This window comes from Nonomuraea diastatica (assembly GCF_004349015.1).
Lineage (GTDB): Bacteria > Actinomycetota > Actinomycetes > Streptosporangiales > Streptosporangiaceae > Nonomuraea > Nonomuraea diastatica.
Genome location: NZ_SMKP01000011.1, coordinates 40,659 through 60,192 on the forward strand (window position 1 = coordinate 40,659; position 19,534 = coordinate 60,192).

The 19,534-nt window shown below is 70.7% G+C and carries 21 protein-coding genes and 2 pseudogenes; 11 read left to right on the plus strand and 12 right to left on the minus strand.

Annotated features, from left to right (window positions below; translation table 11 throughout):
- Positions 1 to 197: 197 nt before the first annotated feature.
- On the minus strand, positions 198 to 1,271 hold the full coding sequence (locus E1294_RS05760) for a serine hydrolase domain-containing protein (protein WP_165977112.1): 1,074 nt from the start codon (positions 1,269 to 1,271) through the stop codon (positions 198 to 200).
- Positions 1,272 to 1,432: 161 nt separating this feature from the next.
- Here E1294_RS05760 and E1294_RS05765 point away from each other — a divergent pair, with 161 nt between their 5' ends.
- Positions 1,433 to 2,260, plus strand: a complete 828-nt coding sequence (locus tag E1294_RS05765; RefSeq protein WP_132505289.1) for a DUF5937 family protein — start codon at positions 1,433 to 1,435, stop codon at positions 2,258 to 2,260.
- Between the two features lie 20 nt (positions 2,261 to 2,280).
- Positions 2,281 to 2,574, plus strand: coding sequence for an ArsR/SmtB family transcription factor (locus tag E1294_RS05770; RefSeq protein ID WP_132505292.1), 294 nt, complete (start codon positions 2,281 to 2,283; stop codon positions 2,572 to 2,574).
- On the opposite strand, the gene E1294_RS05775 is transcribed toward E1294_RS05770, so the two are convergent.
- Together E1294_RS05775 and E1294_RS54340 are read right to left on the minus strand one after the other, a co-directional pair.
- A complete protein-coding gene (locus E1294_RS05775; protein WP_220447582.1) occupies positions 2,534 to 3,397 on the minus strand; it encodes an MFS transporter in 864 nt (287 codons plus the stop codon). The genes E1294_RS05770 and E1294_RS05775 overlap by 41 nt on opposite strands.
- Positions 3,388 to 3,744 (minus strand): MFS transporter, encoded by a 357-nt coding sequence (locus E1294_RS54340; protein WP_220447583.1) that lies wholly within the window; start codon positions 3,742 to 3,744, stop codon positions 3,388 to 3,390. The genes E1294_RS05775 and E1294_RS54340 overlap by 10 nt, the downstream gene beginning before the upstream one ends.
- Positions 3,745 to 3,848: 104 nt before the next feature.
- Between E1294_RS54340 and E1294_RS05780 the strand changes: the two genes are divergently transcribed.
- On the plus strand, positions 3,849 to 4,775 hold the full coding sequence (locus E1294_RS05780; protein WP_181958458.1) for a LysR family transcriptional regulator: 927 nt from the start codon (positions 3,849 to 3,851) through the stop codon (positions 4,773 to 4,775).
- A 91-nt stretch (positions 4,776 to 4,866) separates the two neighbouring features.
- Here the strand turns inward: E1294_RS05780 and E1294_RS05785 are convergent, their stop codons facing one another.
- The 3 genes from E1294_RS05785 to E1294_RS05795 form a co-directional block, all read right to left on the minus strand.
- Complete coding sequence (locus tag E1294_RS05785; protein ID WP_165977113.1) at positions 4,867 to 5,862, minus strand: alpha/beta fold hydrolase; 996 nt, start codon at positions 5,860 to 5,862, stop codon at positions 4,867 to 4,869.
- A 153-nt stretch (positions 5,863 to 6,015) separates the two neighbouring features.
- Positions 6,016 to 7,239: an MFS transporter gene (locus E1294_RS05790; protein WP_165977114.1), complete on the minus strand. Its 1,224-nt coding sequence runs from the start codon at positions 7,237 to 7,239 to the stop codon at positions 6,016 to 6,018.
- Between the two features lie 1,232 nt (positions 7,240 to 8,471).
- Complete coding sequence (locus tag E1294_RS05795; RefSeq protein WP_132505301.1) at positions 8,472 to 9,068, minus strand: CGNR zinc finger domain-containing protein; 597 nt, start codon at positions 9,066 to 9,068, stop codon at positions 8,472 to 8,474.
- Positions 9,069 to 9,152: 84 nt separating this feature from the next.
- On the opposite strand from E1294_RS05795, the gene E1294_RS05800 reads away from it, so the two are divergent.
- The 5 genes from E1294_RS05800 to E1294_RS05815 all read left to right on the plus strand — a co-directional run bounded on the left by E1294_RS05800 (position 9,153) and on the right by E1294_RS05815 (position 12,651).
- Complete coding sequence (locus tag E1294_RS05800) at positions 9,153 to 9,935, plus strand: MBL fold metallo-hydrolase (RefSeq protein WP_132505304.1); 783 nt, start codon at positions 9,153 to 9,155, stop codon at positions 9,933 to 9,935.
- 93 nt (positions 9,936 to 10,028) lie between these two features.
- A complete protein-coding gene (locus E1294_RS05805) occupies positions 10,029 to 11,297 on the plus strand; it encodes an MFS transporter (RefSeq protein WP_246082836.1) in 1,269 nt (422 codons plus the stop codon).
- Positions 11,298 to 11,508: 211 nt separating this feature from the next.
- The gene (locus E1294_RS57045; protein ID WP_281284373.1) at positions 11,509 to 11,640 is read left to right on the plus strand and encodes a hypothetical protein; all 132 of its coding nucleotides are present in this window, start codon (positions 11,509 to 11,511) and stop codon (positions 11,638 to 11,640) included.
- A 17-nt stretch (positions 11,641 to 11,657) separates the two neighbouring features.
- Positions 11,658 to 12,008: a DoxX family protein gene (locus tag E1294_RS05810; protein WP_132505307.1), complete on the plus strand. Its 351-nt coding sequence runs from the start codon at positions 11,658 to 11,660 to the stop codon at positions 12,006 to 12,008.
- Positions 12,009 to 12,177: 169 nt separating this feature from the next.
- Positions 12,178 to 12,651: a carboxymuconolactone decarboxylase family protein gene (locus E1294_RS05815; RefSeq protein WP_132505310.1), complete on the plus strand. Its 474-nt coding sequence runs from the start codon at positions 12,178 to 12,180 to the stop codon at positions 12,649 to 12,651.
- Positions 12,652 to 12,703: 52 nt separating this feature from the next.
- Here the strand turns inward: E1294_RS05815 and E1294_RS55500 are convergent, their stop codons facing one another.
- The 4 genes and pseudogenes from E1294_RS55500 to E1294_RS05830 form a co-directional block, all read right to left on the minus strand.
- Complete coding sequence (locus E1294_RS55500; protein ID WP_132505313.1) at positions 12,704 to 13,255, minus strand: hypothetical protein; 552 nt, start codon at positions 13,253 to 13,255, stop codon at positions 12,704 to 12,706.
- Positions 13,252 to 13,482, minus strand: a complete 231-nt coding sequence (locus tag E1294_RS55505; RefSeq protein WP_246082837.1) for a hypothetical protein — start codon at positions 13,480 to 13,482, stop codon at positions 13,252 to 13,254. Before E1294_RS55505 ends, E1294_RS55500 begins: the two co-directional genes overlap by 4 nt.
- Positions 13,483 to 13,688: 206 nt before the next feature.
- Positions 13,689 to 13,811 (minus strand): annotated as a pseudogene (locus tag E1294_RS57945) (TetR family transcriptional regulator); the annotation flags it as partial.
- Positions 13,812 to 13,868: 57 nt separating this feature from the next.
- Positions 13,869 to 14,441: a TetR/AcrR family transcriptional regulator gene (locus E1294_RS05830; protein ID WP_132505316.1), complete on the minus strand. Its 573-nt coding sequence runs from the start codon at positions 14,439 to 14,441 to the stop codon at positions 13,869 to 13,871.
- A 129-nt stretch (positions 14,442 to 14,570) separates the two neighbouring features.
- Here E1294_RS05830 and E1294_RS05835 point away from each other — a divergent pair, with 129 nt between their 5' ends.
- Both E1294_RS05835 and E1294_RS05840 read left to right on the plus strand, forming a co-directional pair.
- Positions 14,571 to 15,467, plus strand: coding sequence for a diacylglycerol/lipid kinase family protein (locus tag E1294_RS05835; RefSeq protein ID WP_132505319.1), 897 nt, complete (start codon positions 14,571 to 14,573; stop codon positions 15,465 to 15,467).
- A gap of 103 nt (positions 15,468 to 15,570) precedes the next feature.
- The gene (locus E1294_RS05840) at positions 15,571 to 16,467 is read left to right on the plus strand and encodes a family 43 glycosylhydrolase (protein ID WP_132505322.1); all 897 of its coding nucleotides are present in this window, start codon (positions 15,571 to 15,573) and stop codon (positions 16,465 to 16,467) included.
- Here E1294_RS05840 and E1294_RS55510 read toward each other — a convergent pair.
- Together E1294_RS55510 and E1294_RS55515 are read right to left on the minus strand one after the other, a co-directional pair.
- Positions 16,449 to 16,919, minus strand: a complete 471-nt coding sequence (locus E1294_RS55510; RefSeq protein WP_342775012.1) for an AMP-binding enzyme — start codon at positions 16,917 to 16,919, stop codon at positions 16,449 to 16,451. The two genes, E1294_RS05840 and E1294_RS55510, sit on opposite strands and share 19 nt — an antisense overlap.
- Positions 16,899 to 18,179: pseudogene (locus E1294_RS55515) on the minus strand (AMP-binding protein); the annotation flags it as partial. The pseudogene E1294_RS55515 and the gene E1294_RS55510, both read right to left, overlap by 21 nt.
- Positions 18,180 to 18,331: 152 nt before the next feature.
- Between E1294_RS55515 and E1294_RS05850 the strand changes: the two are divergent.
- Positions 18,332 to 19,528: a serine hydrolase domain-containing protein gene (locus E1294_RS05850; protein WP_132505325.1), complete on the plus strand. Its 1,197-nt coding sequence runs from the start codon at positions 18,332 to 18,334 to the stop codon at positions 19,526 to 19,528.
- The last annotated feature ends 6 nt before the right edge of the window (positions 19,529 to 19,534 follow it).

The following is a 19,534-nucleotide window of genomic DNA, read 5'->3' on the forward strand; positions in this document are numbered from 1 at the left end:
GGCCCGATCGAGCGCTTCCAGCTTCGTAGTAGCAGGAGCCCGGCGTCCAATATCTGTGTCTATAACCTGCCGGTATGGATGGCGGTGTCCTGCTCTGTCACTGTCCGGCCGCGCCGTGACCGGCCTCTTCGCCTGCCATCGATGCGCCGCACCGACCCTTGCCCCAAGGAAGACCCGGGCCTTGCGGCTGCGCCATCTCAGGCGGTGATGATCTCTTCGGACTTGCGGCTCGCGGGCCTGATCACCCTGTCCTGGTTTGCAAGAATGACAACCGCATATCCGAGATCGGGGTAGATGTCGAGGTTCGCCTCATATCCTGGGCTGCCACCGTTGTGTCCGATGACCCGGGCACCGTTGACCTTTCGGACGCCGAAGCCGTACGCGTACTTGTCATCGGGGCCTCGGCCGGGGCCCGATGCCTGCACCTTGCCGGTGATGACCGTCTCGGTCAGCTTCCGGTTGAGCAGCCGATGCGCCATCAGCGCCCGGGCGAACCCGATCATGTCACCGACGGTCGAGGAGGCCCCGCCGGCGGGGGTGGCCACCCGGATCTCGCGGCCCAGGTCCTCGCCACTCTCTGCGTACGGGTGGGCCATGCCGGGGACATCGGCCGGCCGGTAGGCGCGGATGGCGGTGGCGGTCATGCGGGCCGGCTTGAAGACGTGCTTGGAGAGATAGTCGCCGTAGTCTTGTCCGCTCACCTGCTGGACGATCGCGCCCAGCACGATGAACCCCGAGTTGCTGTAGCTCATCTGCGAGCCGGGTTCGAACGCGAGCGGCTCCTTGGCGATCAGCTTCATCAGGGCGCCGATGGTGCGCGGCGGCTCATGGCCCGGGCCGCGCCGCAGGACATCGCCCATGCCCGCGGTGTGCGTGAGAAGGTGATGAAGGGTGACCTCGCCGGCGATCTCCCTCGGAAACCCCCGCACATGCTCCCCCATCGGGTCGTCGAACGACAGCTTGCCCCGCTGGACGAGCTGGGCGATGGCGACAGCGGTGAACATCTTGCCCATGGAGGCGATGTTGAACGTGGTGCGCGCCGTGTTGGGCTCACGTCGTCGCCTGTCGGCCATGGCATAGCCCTCCTCCAGCAGGGGCTTGCCACCCTTCCAGCCCTTCGCCACCGCGACGGCGCCGGAGAACCGGCCGTCCGCCGCCTGCCGGCGCAGGAAATCGTGGAACCCCCGCCAATCCGGTTCGGGGGTCGGCGCCGCGGCATGCCCGGATTCCGATGCCGCCCGTCCGCAATTGGTGAGGAGCAACGGGCTCACTGCTATGCCACTCAGGATCGACCGGCGGCTCATCGTCATCAGACCGGTTTCCTTTCTCTCGTGCAATTTCTCTTCTTTACGTTTGATGCGACGCTACGTTAGCGTTGCCGACGGCACCAACTGTTCAACCGATCAGTTGAACGGAGTGGAAGGCGTGGCCGGTGACCCTACGATTGCGACTCCCTGACACGGAAACCGAGTTGGCGGCCTTTGGCTGCTCGCCGGCACACGAGATGACGCGCAGCCTCAACGTCCTGCAGGATGTCAAGCGCCATCCGCTGCACATCTCGTGGGCGTTGCGGGCGCGTGCGCGCATGAGCTCCGCGCTGAAGGAAGAGACGCACAAGTACGGGTTCTGGTACACGGACAAGCCCCTGACATTCCCGGAGATCTGGCCGGTGTCCGACGCATCGTCGTGGCCGGAAGAATTGACCGCGTTACGCGAAGCGCCCGTCGAACAATTCGCCGCCCCATTGATTCATGCCGCGTTGTTGAGCAATCGGCGCGGGCCGCGGATTTCACACGGCGCCTTTGCCCGCGACGAGGACCTGCGGGAGCGGGCGCTGTCGCAGATCGAGGCGGTCCACCCCGCCTCCGTGCCCGTGATGCACGAGCTGACCACCGACCCCGAACGTGTCCGCGAGCGCTTCGCCGCGTTCCTGTCGTCCTATTGGGACGCCTGCATCGCCCCGGACTGGCCACGCCTGGAGGCCCGCCTGCTCGCCGACATCACCCGCCGGGGGCGCGCGCTGTCCCGCCGCGGTCTCACCCCGATGCTGGAGGAGCTCTCTCCCCATGTGCGACCGGACCCGGGCTCCGGAGAGATCGTGATCCAGCCGCCCCGGCGGCGGAACAACAGCGATCCCCTCAACCTCACCATGACGGAGCACGATCAGATCGTGCTCGTGCCCTCTCATTTCGTCTGGCCCGAACTGGTCTCCGTGGTCAACCGGCAAACCCACCGCGGTGGCGTGGGACGACCGTACTGATCACCTATGCCCTCGCCGAGATGCAGCAGGAGGGACGCGCCCCGATCCCCTCCGCCGACCTGCTCAAACTGCTGCGCTCGGCGGGCGATCCGACCCGCCTGCAGATCCTCCAGCTGCTCGCCGTACGGCCCCGCTCCACCCGGGAGATCGCCGGCCTCATCGGACTCACCGAAGCGGCCATCTCCAAGCACATGAAACTCCTGCACGACGCCGGCTGGGTCGAACGGCAACGGCACAGCTACTACATCTATTACCGGCTGGTCCGCGAAGCGCTCACCGGGCTGTCCCACGGCCTGGAACAGCTGCTCGGTTGAACCGCCGCCCTCGCCCGTCGCGCAGGGCACGCCCGCGGAAGAGAGGCGGCAGCAGGACCGCGGGCACACCGGTCAGCACCGTTCCGATCAGCGGGCTGACGCCCAGACCTTCGCCGAAGCCGATGACGGCGAGGGCGGGCAGCAGGATCCAGCCCGTCGCGCCGGTTCCGGCGGCCCAGGCCGTGACGAGCAGCGCGAGGGTACCGGCGGCGTTGATCGCGTAGCCGAGGGTGAGCGCGTGGTGCCCGAGCACGGCCTGGATACGCGGCCCCAGCAGCGAGGCGGCGGCGAAGGCCGCGGCGAGCGGGACGAAGATGAGCCCGGCGGCCAGCGGCGAATAGCCCATCCCGTTCTGCAACTGGAGGGTGAGGACGAAGAACAGGCCCGCGTTCCCGGCGAAGAAGGCCAGCGCGATCGCGTTCCCTGAGGCGAAGGCGCGCAGGCGGAACAGGGCCGGGTCGACCAGCGGGCTGCCACCGCGTACGGCCAGCCGCCGCTCCCAAGCCACGAAGGCGGCCAGCGTGGGGACCGAGGCGCCCAGCGAGATCCACGTCCAGACGGGCCATCCCGCGTGCTGCCCTTCCACCAGCGGAACCGACAGGAAGAGCAGCGCCCCGCTGAGCAGGCCGACGCCGGTCAGGTCGAGGCCGGAACGGATACCCGAGGCGCGACCGGAGGGCAGCAGCCGGATCGTCGCGCCGAACACCGCGAACGCCGTCGCCCGCGTCCGGCCGGTGAACACGGTCTGCAGCACCGCCAGCACCTGCGGATAGAACAGGCCGGCCCCCACCGCCTGGACAGCGCGGAACGCGATCAACGACACCGGATCGGGGCCAGCCCGGTCGCCAAGGAGCCGAGCAGGAAGACCCAGGTCCCGGCCAGGAACAACCGCCGCGTACCGTACAGGTCACCCAGCCGGCCCCCGGTCACCAGCAGCAGCCCGTACACCAGCACATAGCCGCTGACCGCCAGCTCCACCTGCGAGAAGCTCGCCGACAACTCGGCGCGGATCGAGGGCACGGCCACATTCACGATGAACGAATCCATGATCGCCATGAACGTGCCGGCCATCACCACCACCAGCGTCCACACCTCACGCCTGGACAACCGGCCGGAATCCGGGGCCTTCGCGCCCTGTTCGGCCGCCGCGGTGTCGATACCTGCGCTCACGTCTAGCATCTCCTGGATCTCAGCTTCCGGGACCCCGTCCACGATCGATTCGCGCGCAACCCCCGAACAACGGCGAAGAACGAAACGAGCGATAATCGGTGCTTATGGACGGTGCTCACCTGCCCGAACGGCACGAACTGGAGGCCTTCCTCGTACTGGCCGACGAGATGCACTTCGGCCGCACTGCCGAGCGGCTGCGTCTGTCCCAGCCACGAGTCAGCCAGACGATCAGGAAGCTGGAGCGCCGGATCGGCGCGCCCTTGTTCGAGCGCACCAGCCGCCGCGTAGAGCTCACCCGGCTGGGCGCCCAGCTGCGTGACGACCTGCAACCGCTGTACCAGGGCCTGACCGCGGCGATGGACCGGGCGACGGCCACCGCCCGCGGCGTGCACGGCACACTGCGCGTCGGGTTCCTGGGCGTCGGTGCGGGCGAGCTCACCCCCACGATCATGGACGGCTTCCGGGCCCGGCACCCCGGCTGCGAGGTCCAGATGCGCGAGACCCACTTCTCCGACCCTCTCGGGCCGCTGCGCGCCGGCGACGTCGACGTCCTGCTCACCCGGCTACCCGTAACCGAGCCCGACCTGACCGTGGGCCCGGTCGTCCTGACGGAACCCCGCGTCCTGGCCGTGCCAGCACGCCATCCGTTCACCCGCCGGTCCAGCGTCTCCCTGGAAGACCTGGCCCGGGACACGGTGTTCGGCGTCACCGGTCCCGCCCCCGGCTACTGGTGGGACTTCCATGTCCCCCGCTTCACCCCAAGCGGAAGGCCCATCCCCCGCGGCCAGGACATCAGCACGTTCCAGGAACTGCTGGCACTGATCGCCGCAGGCCAAGGCATCTCTCCCGTAGCCGCCTCCGTCGAGCGCTACTACAACAGACCCGACATCGCCTTCGTCCCGTTCGAGGACGCCCCGGACACCGACGTCGCAGTCGTCTGGCGCACCGCCGCCGGCACCGCCCGCATCCGCGCCTTCGTGCAGGCCGCCCGCGACGCCGTCGAATCCAACGGCGGCCCCACCCGCTTCTGAGGGCCCCACCATCGCCAGGCCCGACACCGAAGCGGGGACAGAGCCCGATCTCCTTGATCAGGGGTTACCCGGCCGCCGGGCCTCGGCTGTCTCAGCGCGTTCCGTGGGAGTCGGCGAAGAATGCCTGGAGGTGGCGGTTGACCGGTTCGGGGCAGTCAAGTTGAGGGACGTGGCCGCAGCCGTTCAGGATCTGGAGCTGGGCGTTGGGCAGCAACGCGGCGAACCGATGGGCGCGCTCGACAGGTTGGATGGTGTCCTGCCTGCCCCACAGCACCAGGGTCGGGGTCTTGGTGGCAGGGAGCGCGCGTTCGGTCGGCGCCCAGTCCAGGCGGCGTTCCAGCAGGTAGGTGGCGCGGATGTTGTCGTGGAACGTCATCGGCGCCCACCACTCCTCCAGCAACTGGTCGGTGACCAGCCGCTTGTTGACCATCATGCCCTCGGCCAGGCCACGGACGGTGGACTTGCCGGTGGACAACTTGACGGCCAGCTCGCCGACGACCGGGATCTTCAGGGATTCCCACATCGGTGTGCCCGGCAGATCCAGCCCGGTGGCGTCCAGCAGCGCGAGCCTGGTGACGCGGTCAGGGTGGCGCTGGGCGAAGGCCAAAGCCCAGCCGCCGCTCCAGGAATTGCCCGCCAGGGCGGCCTGCCGTACGCCGACGGCGTCCATGAACGCGCCGACGGCGGCGGTCATGGCGTCCAGGTCGAAGGCGAAGTCGTGGTCCTTGAGCCGGGTATACCCCTGGCCGGGCAGGTCGACCACGTAGACGGTGTGGTCGCGGCCCAGGGCATCGAGCTGGTCCTTCCAGCCGATGACCGAGGTGCCGCCGGGCGAGAGCAGGATCACCGGGGTGCCGGACCCAGCCTGGACGTAGTGGAAGCGGGCGATGGGCGTGTCGGCGTAGCGGGAGCCGACCTGGGCCAGGTACGGCGAGCGGAAGGCGCGGCCGTCCTCGGCCGGCTGCCAGCCGTACGCGCCGAACAGCAGCGCGGCCACCACCAGCACGATCGACGCCGCCATCCAGCGGCGCCAGCGCCGCTTCTTGCGCGCCGGCCGCCCGGCAGAGGAGTGAGGTGTGTCGTCCAAGCGAACCATGATCATCCTTGGTCTCAGCGACATGGCGGGCGGAGGGGGCCTGACATCAGTGCGCGGCCCTTCGAGCCCGAACGGGCGGGAGGCGTTGTCGCGGAAGAGCGCCCGCAGCGGCGAACTGGTCGCCGTGGAACGGCGACGACACAGCTAGGCTTCATCCGCCGTGCTCTTCCCGGGCTGGTCAGGTGCGTCGCGTTGCCAGGTGCGGCCGAAGACCACAGCCGCCACCAGCGCCGCGAGTCCGCACAGGCCCGCGGTGACCGAGGCTGACAACCCCAATTCGAGGATCCAGCCCGCCGTCAGGAATCCCGCGCCGTTCCCCACGGCGATGCCCGCGATGGCCACTCCCATGGCGCGGCCCCGGAACCCGGCGGCCACGCGCCGGATGAACTCCGCATTCAGCGGCGTGGAGAACGAGCAACCCAATCCGGAGGCGAACAGCGCGGCCAGCACCACGGGGGCGGGCGGATCGGCCAGCAGCGGCAGCAGCGCGGCGCCGGCCAGCATCGCCAGCGGCACCAGGAGCCGGTCCCGCCTTGGCGGGCGCACCCATCGTGTCAGCAGCAACGCACCGGCGGCGAAGCCCAGCGCGCCCATCGCCAGCAGCACCCCGGCCAGCGGCGGCCCTCCGCCCAACTCCCGTGCGAAGGGGTAGGCGATGGCCTCGAAGGCCAGGGCGAAGGCGGGGACTGTCCACACGAGCAACAGGCAGCTGCGTAGCCAGGGGTCGGCGAAGACGTATCTCAGCCCGTCCCGAGCCTCGCGAAACGGCGCCCAGGCCGTGCCGCCATTCGATGGTGCCGGGCGAGGGGTGACACCGCGGTGGATCAGCAGCGCGGAGAGGGCGAAGGTGGCCGCGTTGACGAGCAACGCCCCCGCCGGCGTGATCGCCGCCACCACGGCTCCGCCGATCGCGAACCCCGCGACCTGGCTGATCTGGTACGTGAGGTTGGTCAAGCCGTTGCCGGCGATGTAGGCCTCGCCGCTGAGCACCTGCGGCATCAGCGCGGCCCTGGCCGCCTTGAACGGCGGGGTGAACGCATGGGCCAGGTACAGCACCGCGATCGCGGCACCGATCGGCACACCGGGTATCGCGAGTGCCGCCACCAGCGCCGCCCTGGCCAGGTCGCACACGATGAGCAGCCGCCGCCACGGCAGCCGATCGGCAAAGGTGGCCAGCCAAGGGCTCAGAGCCGAGGGCAGGAACGCCGAGGCGAACGCGATCGCGGTGAGCATGCTCGATCCGGTCCGCTCGAACACCAGCACGGCCACCGCCACCGCGGCCAGTTGATCCCCCGCATACGAAAGCGCATAGCCCGCATACAGGTATCGGAACTCGCGTGCGGCGAACAGGCTTGTATAGGTGACCATTCTTGAGATCTCTGAACTCTCATCCTCAGGCGGCCGGGGCGGGCGGCACATTTGTGCACTCCGCCCCGGCCACGATAAACCTCGCATCAGTTACATCTGCTCATGCTCGTAGTCACCTCCTTTGTCGTCGCGTCGTACCCTTCCTTTGCGTGGGCGCGGAGCCCTCACCTGGCTCGTATTAGTCCCATCCGGATGTGCGCATGGTCACCTCCTTTATGTCGTCTCACCCGGCCCCGGGGATTCCGGGAATCTCACCCGGCAGCGCGATGAGAATGTTTCGCACATCGCGCCGTGTGGCCCAGCACTGAATTCCGGGGCGGACGGGTTCCAGTGGGTTCGGCGCCCCTGCCTGATCGCGGCCTCCACGGGGAATTCCGGCACGCGGGCCGGCGCCGATACGGTGCCGCTCAAACGGCTGTATGTGCCGTTGGGAGAACGCCACCCGGTTCGAAATCTCTCAGCGCGTCGATACGACGTCTTTCAGGTGGCATCGGCCGCGGCCTCGGCGTCGACACCGGACAGCCTGGCTCCTGCCGTTGACGCGGTGTGGTCGCCTGCCTACCACCGTTCCTGTGGGTTGCCCGAGAGGGCCGCGCTGCGGCATTCAAAGGTAAGCGGTGCTATACGAGGTGCCCACCGGAGACATGCAGTGGCCCTGTACCCCGGCGACCGCCCGCATCGTCTTCTGCATCGCATTCCTTTCCGGAGATAGGTGGGGTGTGCACGCGACAGGGAGCATTGGCGCGCCTCGTGCTGTGACGGGGAGTCCCCCTGCACGGACCGACCTGACGTCTGCCACGCGAGCGCCGCACGATCATCACTCTGGGGCCATCCCATGACGGAATCTTGACCGAGCCGCCGGCCCGGTGACCAATACCTGCTGACATTCCACATGGGAATGGCCATCGTCAGGAGCACCACCACGACCAGCACGAGTACGCCCCACCCGAGCCGCACCGGCCCCTTGACCTGCGAGTTCACGAGGTACGTTCCTCCAGCGGAGGGCATCCGGGGGCGGACACCACCATGATCGGGCTACGCCCGCTGTCGCGCGCCCGGGGCAAGGCGGAGGTCACGCACACGGAGACCGCGGATGTGGTGCGTCCCCGGTTACGGAGATCGATCGAGCCCGGTCCGCTCGCAACGGCTCCCCGGGCTGATGGCGCTCAGCGACTCTTCACCAGGCGTCATCACGGACAGCGGTCTGGCAGCCCGATGGGGTGCGGGGTTCGTCAGCCTGCCTTGGGCTGAGTGCGCCGGGCGTAGGCGCGGGCGGCCCGGGCGCGGTCACCGCAGCGGGTGGAGCACCAGTGGCGGCGGCCGTGACGCAGCAGGTAGCGGTTGCAGGGGGCGGATCCGCAGGCGGTGAGGCGCTCGGCGTCGGGGCCGGCGAGGAGATCGGCCGTGTTGGCCGCAAGAGTCGCCAGAGCATGGTCGAGGACCTCGTTGGTGGGGCACGGGACCGCGCGGTAGGGGCCGTTCTCGTCCCAGTGCAGCCGGGCGGCCGTGGGGACCCTGCTCATGGCGTCATTGACGGCGGACAAAGCCGCAGGCGAGGCGGGCAGCATGGCGACGCGGGCGGCGAACAACGCCCTGAGGTGCTCGCGCAGCGAGCGCAGCTGCATCGTGCACATCTCCTGCACCCCGGCGTCGGCCGGAGCGAGACCGCGTTCGGTGAGCCACTGATTCGTCGCCCCAGGAGTGCGGAGGGCATCGATGACCTGCCCTCCAGGCAGCGCGATGGCGCTGTTGACGAAATCGAGGGCGAGGTAGTCCTCCGCTCCCGGCGCGGGCGGCAGCACAGACGGTGCGGTCAGGGTCTCGCTCATGACTCTCATGGTACGGCTTGCGTTCAGCCGTGAGGCACCGCTACCTTTCACGGATAAACCCCTACTCATCCGTGAGGTGCCGGGATGGCCAGTACGAACAACGAGCACGTCCCCGTCCGAGTCTTCGGCGGGCCGACCGCCCTTTTCGCGTACGGTGGCCTGCGGTTCTTGACCGACCCGACGTTCGACGCTCCCGGCGACTACCACGTCCCGGGCGGCCGGTTGACCAAGACGGCGCCCCCCGCCGTCGCGCCCACCGGCATCGGCCGTATCGACGTGGTCCTGCTCTCCCACGACGAGCATCCGGACAACCTCGACGACTCCGGCCGAGCGCTACTCGCCGACGTCCCGCTCACCCTCACCACGCCAGGTGGCGGGGAGCGCCTGGGGCCTGGGGCCAAAGGGCTGGCCGACTGGGAGTCGATCGAGCTGGACCGCCCCGGCGGCGGCACGATCACCGTCACGGGCGTGCCTGCGATCCATGGACCCGGCGCACGCGAGGACGTCGAACCGATCACCGGCCAAGTCGTCGGATTCGTCCTGACCGGAGAGGGCCTGCCCACGATCTACGTCAGCGGCGACAACGCCTCGCTCGACCTGGTCAAGCAGATCGCCGAACGCTTCGGCCCGGTGGACACCGCCATCCTCTTCGCCGGGGCTCCGCGCTTCCCCGTCCTCTTCGACGGCGCGCTGATCGTCCTCGACAGCGCGCAGGCCGCCGAGGCAGGCAAGATCCTCGGCGCCCGCCGGGTGATCCCCGTCCACTACGACAGCTGGGCGCACTTCACCGAGGGCCGTGACGAACTGGTAACCGCCTTCACCGACGCCGGGCTGGCCGACCGCCTGAACCTCGGTGACCGGGGCTGACCCCGTAGCCGGCACTCCGGGTAGCGACCGCTACCGCTGAGAGACCAGTCGGCTCGTTGTGATCAGACTCATGCTTATCGAGAGAGCTCACTCGTGAAGACCGTCGTGCCCGCCCGGCCCGAGGACCTCCCGCGCCTTCAGGCGCAGCGCCGCGTCCTGATCGCCTTGGTCACCGCTCAGATCCTCAGCGGCGCCGGGCTGGCGGCCGGCGTGACCGTCGGCGCCCTGCTCGCGCAGGACATGCTCGGCTCCACCAGTCTTGCCGGGCTGGTCAGTGCGCTGTCCATCGCAGGTTCGGCGCTGGCGGCCGTCGCCGTCGGGCGCATCTCTCAAGGGTACGGCCGCCGCCCCGGCCTCGCCGCCGGATACCTGGCCGGCGCCGCCGGCAGCGCGGGCGTCGTCGTTGCCGCCATCGCCGGCAATTCCCTCCTGCTGTTCGTCGCGATGTTCGTCTATGGCGCCGGCACGGCCACAAACCTGCAGGCCCGCTACGCCGGCGCCGACCTGGCGGCCCCCGGGCGCCGTGCCGACGCCGTGTCCACCGTGCTGGTCGCCACCACTCTGGGCGGGGTGCTCGGTCCCAACCTGGCCGCGCCCACGGGCGACCTCGCCCATGCCCTCGGCATTCCCTATCTGGCCGGGCCCTTCCTTCTCGCCGGCGCCGCCTACGCGATGGCCACCGTGGTCCTGGCGGGCTGGCTGCGCCCTGACCCCCTGCTGCTGGCCCGCGCCCTTGAGGCCGAACGCACCGCCGCGGCCCACGCGCAAGCGGACGGTGCCGGCGGCCGGTCGCGCCCGACGGGCGGAAGGCGCCGGCCCGGCGTGCCGGCCGGTGCGCTGGTCATGGTGTTCACCCAGGTGGTCATGGTCGCGATCATGACGATGACGCCCGTCCACATGCAGGACCACGGCCACGGCACCGCCGCGTCCGGCCTCGTTATCGCCATCCACATCGGCGCGATGTACCTGCCCTCGCCTCTGACCGGCTGGCTCGTCGACCGCTTCGGCCCTCTCAGGATCGCCGCGGCCTCCGCGCTGGTCCTGCTGGCCGCCGGAATCGTTGCCGCCAACGCCCCGGGCGACTCCGTCGCCCTGTTCGCCGTGGCCCTCGCGCTGCTGGGACTGGGCTGGAATCTCGGCCTCGTCGCCGGCACCACGATCGTCACCGACGCTGTCCCGCTGGCCACCCGTGCCAGAACGCAGGGCCTGGTCGACGTCTCCATCGCCATCGCGGGCGCCACCGGCGGCATGGCATCGGGCCTCGTCGTCGCCGCCTCCGGTTTCCCCCTCCTGGCCATCGGCGGCGGCATCCTGGCCCTGGCCATCGTGCCCGCGGTCGTCGCCGCAGCGCGCAGCCGATGAGCGCCTCCGGACCTCGCGCCACAGGGCGAGCCGCTGTCACCGTTCTGGTGTCTCCGCTCTGATGGACCCCCTGGAACGGGTGCAAACCACGTACGAGCGCCGGATGCCGACATCCATGCCAACCGGTTATTGAAGCAGGTATTGGACACCAACTAGGCGGCTCCACCAGGCTGGGACGCTCAAAGGGCCGATCAAGGGGGAAGGAGCCGGCGTGCCCGTGACGACGACCCGCCACCAGGTGGCCGACGAAGGTGTCGGGAAGGGTGTCGCGGAGGTTCGGACGGCCTTCGCGGCGGCACCGCAACCCCTCGACGTCCTCGGTAGCCACCGGATGTCCGGCTGAGCAGAGAAGAACGCGCCATGTTCACTGCGTACGCGACTGTCACCATCGTCACGATCGTGTTCAACGCCTGGGCCGCGATCGCCGACTTCCTCAAAGCCGACTTCGTGCTCGCCAACGGAGTCCAGCTTGGTATCCCGCAATCCTGGCTGCCGACGCTCGGAGCGCTCAAGGCAGCCGGAGCCGTGGGGCTGCTGCTGGGGCTCCTGGGCGCCCCGTGGGTTGGCATTGCCGCCGCCATCGGCCTCGTCCTGTTCTTCGTCGGCGCCATCGTCGTGCACTTCCGTGCTCGGGTCTATCTGAAGACGCTGATTCCGGGCTGGTTCCTGGGGCTGGCCATCGCATCGCTCGTCCTCGCCTTCCAGCAATGACCATGTTCCCGCTGATCGGCCAACGCGAAACCCCATGGACACCACGCCCGCGGGGGTCCTGGACGACGCGTTAAGCGCGGGGTGGCCCATGTCACACGCGTTCCTGTCACGTTTCGCCGGGCTGTCCCGTCAGTGGGGTATGCCCAGCAATAACGACAAGGGGCCCACCATGGATGCTCGTCTGAACCTTTTCGGCAACCAGCTCGCGGCCAAGGCCATGAAGCACTTCGTCGCGGTGAGCAAGGTGGTCGCGGACTCGACGCTGCCGGCCACGACGCGGGAACTGGTGCAGCTGCGTGCCAGTCAGATCAACGGCTGTGCCTTCTGCATCGACATGCACACCAAGGATGCCGCGGAGGCCGGGGAGACCTCGTTGCGGCTCAACCTGGTCGCGGCCTGGCGGGAGGCCACGGTGTTCACCGAGGCCGAGCGCGCCGCCCTGGAGCTGGCGGAGGAGGGCACCCGCATGGCGGACGCGGCCGGCGGTGTCTCGGCCGAGGTCTGGGCAAACGTCGCCAAGCACTATGACGAGGAGCAGCTCAGCGCCCTGGTGACGCTCATCGCCACCATCAACGCCTTCAACCGCCTGAACGTCATCACCCAGCAGCCGGCCGGCGACTACCAGCCCGGCCAGTTCGGGTAAGGAGAAGGGCAGCCCGTCAGCGCGGGCACGTCCTGGTCGAGGCCGTCCTTGTTCACGGTGGCGCACCGCATGCGGTCCGGTGCGCCGAAGCCGCTTCGGCGGGCTGCAGGTAGGAGAGCAGGAGCTTGATCAGGAGCACCGGCGTGAACCAGGCGACGGCCTGCGGGACGGTGACGAGCGTGAGGCCGAGCACGGCGATCGCGAAGGCCGCCGGGCGGCGCACGCCCGGCGGCGCGAACTGCAGGGCGGCGGCCCCTCCCCACGCGATCAGGTAGATCGTCAGGGCGGCGTCCCAGGTGAACGCCGGGACGAACCACGCCATGAGGAAGGGCTGGACGTGGATGCCGACGAAGATCAGGTGATGCCTGGCCGTCCGGCCGGGCGCGTGGTATGTGCGCTTGGCCGCCGCCGTGGCGTTGACGACGGCGCCGCCGTACAGGTCGAGGGCGATGATCGTGACGACCACGACCGCCCGCCAGGGCAAGTCCGCGCGTAAGGCCTGGTGGAGCGCGAGCGCCGCACCGGCCGAGGCGGCGCCGTAGCAGAGGAGCCGATCGCCGCCGGGCGCGCCGGGCGCTATCAGTACGTGGTCGATACGGCTCATCGCAGGCTCCGCACGCAGATCTGGATAATCGGCTCGGCCAGGCCGCCCAGGTCGAACTCGGGGTCGGCGAGGCACTGCACCAGGCAGCCCTCGACCGCGCCGACGATGGCGGCGGCGGCGGCGCGATCGGGGTCGAGACCGGACGGATCGTGGCCCGGCGCAGCAGGCCGGCGACCGTCGTGCGGAAGTCGCGGTAGAGGCCCGCCATGTCCAAAGGGCTGTTCCACACGTCCAGCTGGACGCGGGCGAGGTCGGCATCGGCGACCAGCATCGTCAGCGTGGCACCGATCAGCGTCTCCAGCCGGTCGAGCGGGTCGCCGCCGTCGCCCGCGGCGGTCAGCAGCGCGGCGACCCTGGCGGCGTGCGCTTCGAACGCGGCTTTCAGGAGCGCGTCGCGGCTGTCGAAGTACAGGTAGACGCTGCCCTTCGCGATGCCCGCCTCAGCGGCGACGTCGTCGATGCGGGTGGCTGCGAAACCCTTGCGGGCGAACACCCGGACGGCGGCGGCCAGGATCTGCTGCCGCCGCTCGGCCTTGTCGACTCTCTTCGGGGTCACCCGGCCGATATGACTGACTGGTCAGTCATAATCAACCCTTTCGCCATCGCCCTCCGCTCAGGCACCGAGCAGGACCGCCGCCGACCGTCGTGCCCGCTCGACGGGCACCAGGCTGCGCCGGGTGCGGGCCAGGACGAGGGCCCCCTCGATCAGAGCGAGCAGGGAGCAGGCCAGGCCCTCGGCCTCCCCCCGGGGGTGACCGTCGGCGACCAGGCGGTCGGCCAACGCCCGCTCCCAGCCGTCGTAGGCGTCCGCGCAGACCTGCTGGAGCGCGTCGTGGGTGGCCGCCACCTCCAGGGCGACCGTGGCGATCGGGCACCCCTTCGCATAGCCGGCCGCCTCCATCCGGCCGGCCAGCGCGTCCAGCACGGCGTTGATGAGCGCACCGATGCTGGCGGCCTCGTCCGCCAGGCTCCTGATGAGGGCGTCGACCTCCCGGCCGGACGCGGCGACGGCCTCGGCCGCCAGCTGGTCCTTGCCGCCGGGGAAATGGTGGTAGAGCGAGCCCCTGGGCGCCCGGCCGGCCTCGATCACCTCGTTGAGGCCCGTGCCGTAGTAGCCCCGCTCCTCGACCAGCGTGCGCGCGGCGTCGATGAGCCGCGCCCGCGTCTGCTCCCCCTTGATCGCCATACGGAAAGAATAGATCGATCTACATAATGTGTCCACCGCCGGGGTGCGCCTCACCGTCCAGCCCCGGGAAGTTTCGCCGGGCCTGCCGGGGGAACCGGGGCGGACCAGGGCGATGGAGAGGCGGGCGCGATGGCGCGCAGGCTGGTGGCGATCGGCAATCCGGCGGCGGGCGGCGACGACGACGAGGCGCGGCACGCGGTGCTGCGCACGCTGGAGAGCGAGGCCGAGGTCGTGGCCCCCGACGTGGCGGCGCACGGGGGCGTCGACCGCGTCCTGGCCGGGCACCCCGACCGCGACCCCGTGGTGCTGGGCGGCGACGGCACCCTGCACACGGTGCTGGCGGCCCTCTTCGCCCGCGGCGAGCTCGCCGACCGGCCGGTGGGACTGGTCCCGATGGGCACCGGCAACGACCTGGCGCGTTCCCTGGGCGTCCCGCTCGACCCGGAGAAGGCCGCGCTGCTGGTGCTGCGTGGCACCGAGCGGCCGCTCGACCTGCTGGTCGACGGTGAGGGCGGGATCGTGATGAACGCCGTGCACGTCGGCGCGGGCGCGCTGGCCTCACAGCAGGCGGCCCCGCTCAAGCCGGTGCTGCGCCGGGCCGCGTACGCCGCGGGCGCGCTGCTCGCGGGGATCCGCAGCCGGGGCTGGCGGCTGCGGGTGCGCGCTGACGGCGTTGTCGTCGCGTCCGGCCGCCGGCGCGTGCTCATGGTGGGGGTCGGCAACGGCGCCACGATCGGCGGCGGCACCCCGCTGGCGCCGGACGCGCGTCCGGACGACGGGCTGGCCGACGTGGTCGTCTCCTTCGCCGTCTCCCCCTGGGCACGGCTCGCGTACGGGCTGCGGATGCGGCGCGGAGAGCACCCCGAGCGCGGCGACGTCGTCACCGTCAGGGCGAGCACGGTCGTCATCGAGGGCGAGCCCGTGCCGGCCAACGCCGACGGAGAGCCGCTCCCGGCCGCGCCCGTCCGGTCCTGGACGTTACACCCAGGAGCGTGGCGGCTCATCGCGCCGGACCGTGACGCTTGACCCTTGTGAGACCATCGGTCAGGAACGCGTGGTGATCGCTCGCCACCCGGCCCTCGCCCGGACGCGGACGGCCCGGTCGGACGCGCGGTGGAGGGAGGATCCCATGGGGTTGTCCGGTCGGCTCATCGTGGTGTTACCCCTGGTGGCGACGTTCGCGGCCGGCGGGGGTGAGGCTGGCGCGGCGACCGCCGCCGTCCCGCCGCCGGCGATCATCGAGGCCGACTTCCCCGACCCCGACGTCATCCGGGCCGGATCCACCTTTTACGCCTACTCCACCAGCAGCCGGGCCGGCCGCATCCCGGTGGCCGAGGCGCCGTCGCCCACCGGGCCGTGGACCGTACGCGGTGACGCTCTGCCCGGCAAGCCGTCCTGGGCGGGCGACGGCGGTTTCTGGGCGCCCGACGTGACCCGCCGCGCGGACGGGCACTACCTCATGTACTTCACCGGCCCGAGCACCGCGACCAAGCGCATGTGCATCGGCGCCGCCCTGTCGCCCACCCCGCTCGGCCCGTTCCGGCCCATCGGCGACGGCCCGCTCGTCTGCGACCCCGCCGAGGGCGGCGACATCGACCCGTCGAGCTTCGTCGACACCGACGGCACGCGCTATCTGCTGTACAAGGTCGTGCGCGGCAGCCGGGTCCGCTACGAGGCCGAGCGTGGCACGGTCAACCACGCGGAGGTCCGCACCGGTGCGGCCGGCGCGTCGCAGGGCGCCGTGGTGGCGAAGCTCGACCACGCCGACAGCTGGGTCGACATCAGGGTGTTCGCGCCGGTGGGCGGCACCTACACCGCGAACGTGGCGTACGCCGCAGGATACGGCGACGCCCAGCACACCCTGACGGTGAACGGGTCGGCGCAGGCCACCGTGAACTACCCCGACCGCGGCTGGGACAACTGGACTCAGGTCCAGGCGACGGTCAGCCTGGCCGCGGGGTGGAACACGCTGCGCCTGCGGCACCTGACGCGGTGGGCCGAGCTCGATTACGTCGAGCTCGCCTGATCGGGGCCGCCGCCGGCCGCGCGTTCCCTGAGCACGGTCTTCTGGATCTTGCCGGTCGAGGTCTTGGGCAGGTCGCAGAAGACCACCTCCCGGGGTGCCTTGAAGGGGGCGAGGCGCCCCCTGACATGCTCGACGAGCTCGCCTTCGGTGACACTCGCGCCGGTGGCCAGGCTGACGTACGCGACCTGCACCTCGCCCCAGTGCGGGTCGGCGCGCGCGACGACCGCGGCCTCCTGCACGGCCGGATGGCTCACCAGAGCGTTCTCCACCTCGACGGAGGCGATGTTCTCGCCGCCTGAGATGATCACGTCCTTGGCGCGGTCGACGGCCTGCACGTAGCCGTCGGGGTGGGCCACCGCCAGGTCGCCCGTACGGAACCAGCCGCCGGGCGCGGCCTTGCCGGTGGCGGCCGGGTCGCGGTGGTAACCCACCATGACGTCGTTGCCACGCATCGCGATCTCGCCGACGGTCGCGGCGTCGGCCGGCACGTCGTCGCCGTGCTCGTCGACGACCCGGATGCGCTGGGCGATCACGTTGCCCACGCCCTGCCGCGCGGTCAGCGCCGCCCGTTCGCCGGCGTCGAGGCCGGCCCATTCCGGTTGCGGCTGGCAGATGGCCGCGGGCCCGTACGTCTCGGTGAGCCCGTACAGGTGGATCACGTCGATGCCCGCCTGCAGCGCGCGCCCGAGCAGCGCGGGGCTCGGGGGCGCGCCGCCCACGCAGGCGAGCAGGCGCGGGTCGAGGGGGCCTGTGGGCGCGTCCTGGTGGGTCAGCAGCGACGTGAGCACGGTCGGGGCGCCGCACAGGTGGGTGACGCGGTGCTCGCGGATCAGGCGCCAGGCCTCCCCCGGCTCCACTTTGGGCAGGCAGACGTGCCGGCCGCCGGCCAGGGTGACCGCCCAGGGGAAGCACCACCCGTGTCAGTGGAACATGGGCAGCGTCCACAGGTAGCCGCTGGCCGCGTCGAGCCTGGCGTGCAGCGCCATCGCCATCGACTGCAGGTAGGCGCCCCTGTGGTGGTAGACGACCCCTTTCGGCCGACCCGTCGTCCCGCTCGTGTAGTTGATCGACAGCGGCGCCAGCTCGTCCTTCACCGCGACCAGGAGCGGCTCGGCGCCGGCCCGCAGCGCGTCGTACGCGGCGGGGGGCACCAGCAGCGGGCGCGCCGCGCTCGTGGCGGCCGCCGCCTGCGCCGTCGCGGCGAGGCCATCGTCGTGCAGGAGCACGGACACCTCGGCGTGGTCGAGGATGTACGCCAGCTCGCCGGGAGACAGGCGGATGTTCATCGGCACCAGGACGGCGCCGGCCGCCGGCACCGCGAAGGTCGCCTCCAGCAGCATGTGGCCGTTGGCGGCGAGCACGGCCACCCGGTCGGCGGGGCTCACCCCGCCCCGGCCAGGCCGCCGGCGACCTGCCGCACCCGCTGCCACAGCTCGGTGTACCGTGCAGACCTCCGCCGTACGGAACGTGTCGAGCCTGGGCGATGAGGCGTTCGCGCGGGACGCGGGAACCGTGTCCGAGTTCGGTGACAGTGCCGAAACGACCGTCTGGCTGCGAACCGGGACGACCCTTCTCAGGGTCACCCACCGTGCGGGAGCAGTCGAAGGTGACGGACGAAATCCGCGACGGCGCGATCCGGGCCGCCCGCCAAGCGCTGGCCAACCTGCTCTGACGACGCCACGGCCCGCCGGCCGGGGGCGGTCCTGCGCCACGCCCCGATGAGAGGTCAAGCGCGTCAGTCTGTGGTCGCAGCCCGGGTGCGACCACCGGGGCAGGCGAGGTTCGTCAGGAATGAGGACGATGACGTCCGCGAGCCCTTCGAGGATGGAGATCGTTCACCGCCGTCCATCGAAGGAACCCGTTCATGCCCCTCCTGACCGGCCGCCGCGTGGCGGCCACCGTGACATCCACCGTGACATCCACCGTGACATCCACCGTGGCGTCCACTGTGCTCATCGCCGCGGGGCTGTTGTCCCCGCTGCCGGCGAACGCGCAGGCGAGGGAGCCTGCCGGCGTGCGCCAGGCGCTCGACGCGATGGTGGCCGCCGGCGCTCCCGGCGTCCTGGCCAGGATCGACGACGACCACGGCACCTGGATCGCCACCAGCGGGGTCGCGGACCTGGAGACCCGCGCGCCGATGCCGCGCGAGGCGCGCTTCCGGATCGCCAGCCTCACCAAGAGCATGGTGGCCGCGGTGGTCCTGCAGCTGGTGCGGGAGGGCAGGGTGAGCCTGGAGGAGAAGATCGCCGCCCGGCTGCCCGGCCTGGTCGAGGGCGGCGACCGGATCACCGTACGGCAACTGCTCAACCACACGGGCGGCCTGGCCGACTACGCGCAGGCGCCGGAGTTCGCCGATCCCGCCCGCTTCGGCAAGACCTACACCCCGCGGCAGCTCGTCGCCGAGGCCGAGCGGCTGCCGCGACCGGAGCGGGGCCGCTTTTCCTACTCCAACACCGGTTACATCCTGCTCGGCCTGCTGGTGGAGAAGGTCACGGGCCACACGTTGGGCGCCGAGCTCAAGCGGCGGATCTTCCGCCCGGCGGGGATGACGCGCACGTACCTGCCGCTGACCCGGCAGAACATCCGCGGCCCGCATGCCACCGGCTATTACCTGCCCAGGGGCGCCGACCCTGACGTGCCGGGCTCGCTCAAGCCGATCACCCGGCTGAACCCGTCGTTCGCCTGGGCGGCTTACGGTGTGGTGTCGGACGCCCGCGATGTGAACCGCTTCTACAAGGCGTTGTTCGGTGGCCGACTGGTCACGCGCGACCTTCTCGCCCAGATGCGCACCGGGGTCGGGACGCCGCAGGCGCCGGTCTTCCCGCGGTACGGGCTCGGGCTGGAGTCGGCAGGGTTCACCTGCGGCGAAATGTGGGGGGCGACCGGGTCCATCCCGGGCTACCAGACATTCAGCTTCGCCGACGCGACGGGGAAGCGCCGGATGACGCTCTCGGTCAACGTGCAGCGCAACGATCCGAAGGTCGCGCCGATGTTGCTGGCGGGTGTCGACGCGCTCAACCGCTACTTCTGCGGCGAGCCGTACAAGCCGCCGACGAAGTGACGCCGA

Coding starts and splice junctions, on each gene's coding strand:
- E1294_RS05790 (WP_165977114.1), bottom strand. CDS start 7,239: ATGGTCACCTATACAAGCCTGTTCGCCGCACGCGAGTTCCGATACCTG.
- E1294_RS05840 (WP_132505322.1), top strand. CDS start 15,571: ATGGGGTTGTCCGGTCGGCTCATCGTGGTGTTACCCCTGGTGGCGACG.
- E1294_RS05850 (WP_132505325.1), top strand. CDS start 18,332: ATGCCCCTCCTGACCGGCCGCCGCGTGGCGGCCACCGTGACATCCACC.
- E1294_RS05815 (WP_132505310.1), top strand. CDS start 12,178: ATGGATGCTCGTCTGAACCTTTTCGGCAACCAGCTCGCGGCCAAGGCC.
- E1294_RS55510 (WP_342775012.1), bottom strand. CDS start 16,919: ATGCGTGGCAACGACGTCATGGTGGGTTACCACCGCGACCCGGCCGCC.
- E1294_RS05795 (WP_132505301.1), bottom strand. CDS start 9,068: ATGAGCGAGACCCTGACCGCACCGTCTGTGCTGCCGCCCGCGCCGGGA.
- E1294_RS05770 (WP_132505292.1), top strand. CDS start 2,281: ATGCAGCAGGAGGGACGCGCCCCGATCCCCTCCGCCGACCTGCTCAAA.
- E1294_RS05830 (WP_132505316.1), bottom strand. CDS start 14,441: ATGGCGATCAAGGGGGAGCAGACGCGGGCGCGGCTCATCGACGCCGCG.
- E1294_RS05835 (WP_132505319.1), top strand. CDS start 14,571: ATGGCGCGCAGGCTGGTGGCGATCGGCAATCCGGCGGCGGGCGGCGAC.
- E1294_RS55500 (WP_132505313.1), bottom strand. CDS start 13,255: ATGAGCCGTATCGACCACGTACTGATAGCGCCCGGCGCGCCCGGCGGC.
- E1294_RS05780 (WP_181958458.1), top strand. CDS start 3,849: ATGGACGGTGCTCACCTGCCCGAACGGCACGAACTGGAGGCCTTCCTC.
- E1294_RS05810 (WP_132505307.1), top strand. CDS start 11,658: ATGTTCACTGCGTACGCGACTGTCACCATCGTCACGATCGTGTTCAAC.
- E1294_RS05800 (WP_132505304.1), top strand. CDS start 9,153: ATGGCCAGTACGAACAACGAGCACGTCCCCGTCCGAGTCTTCGGCGGG.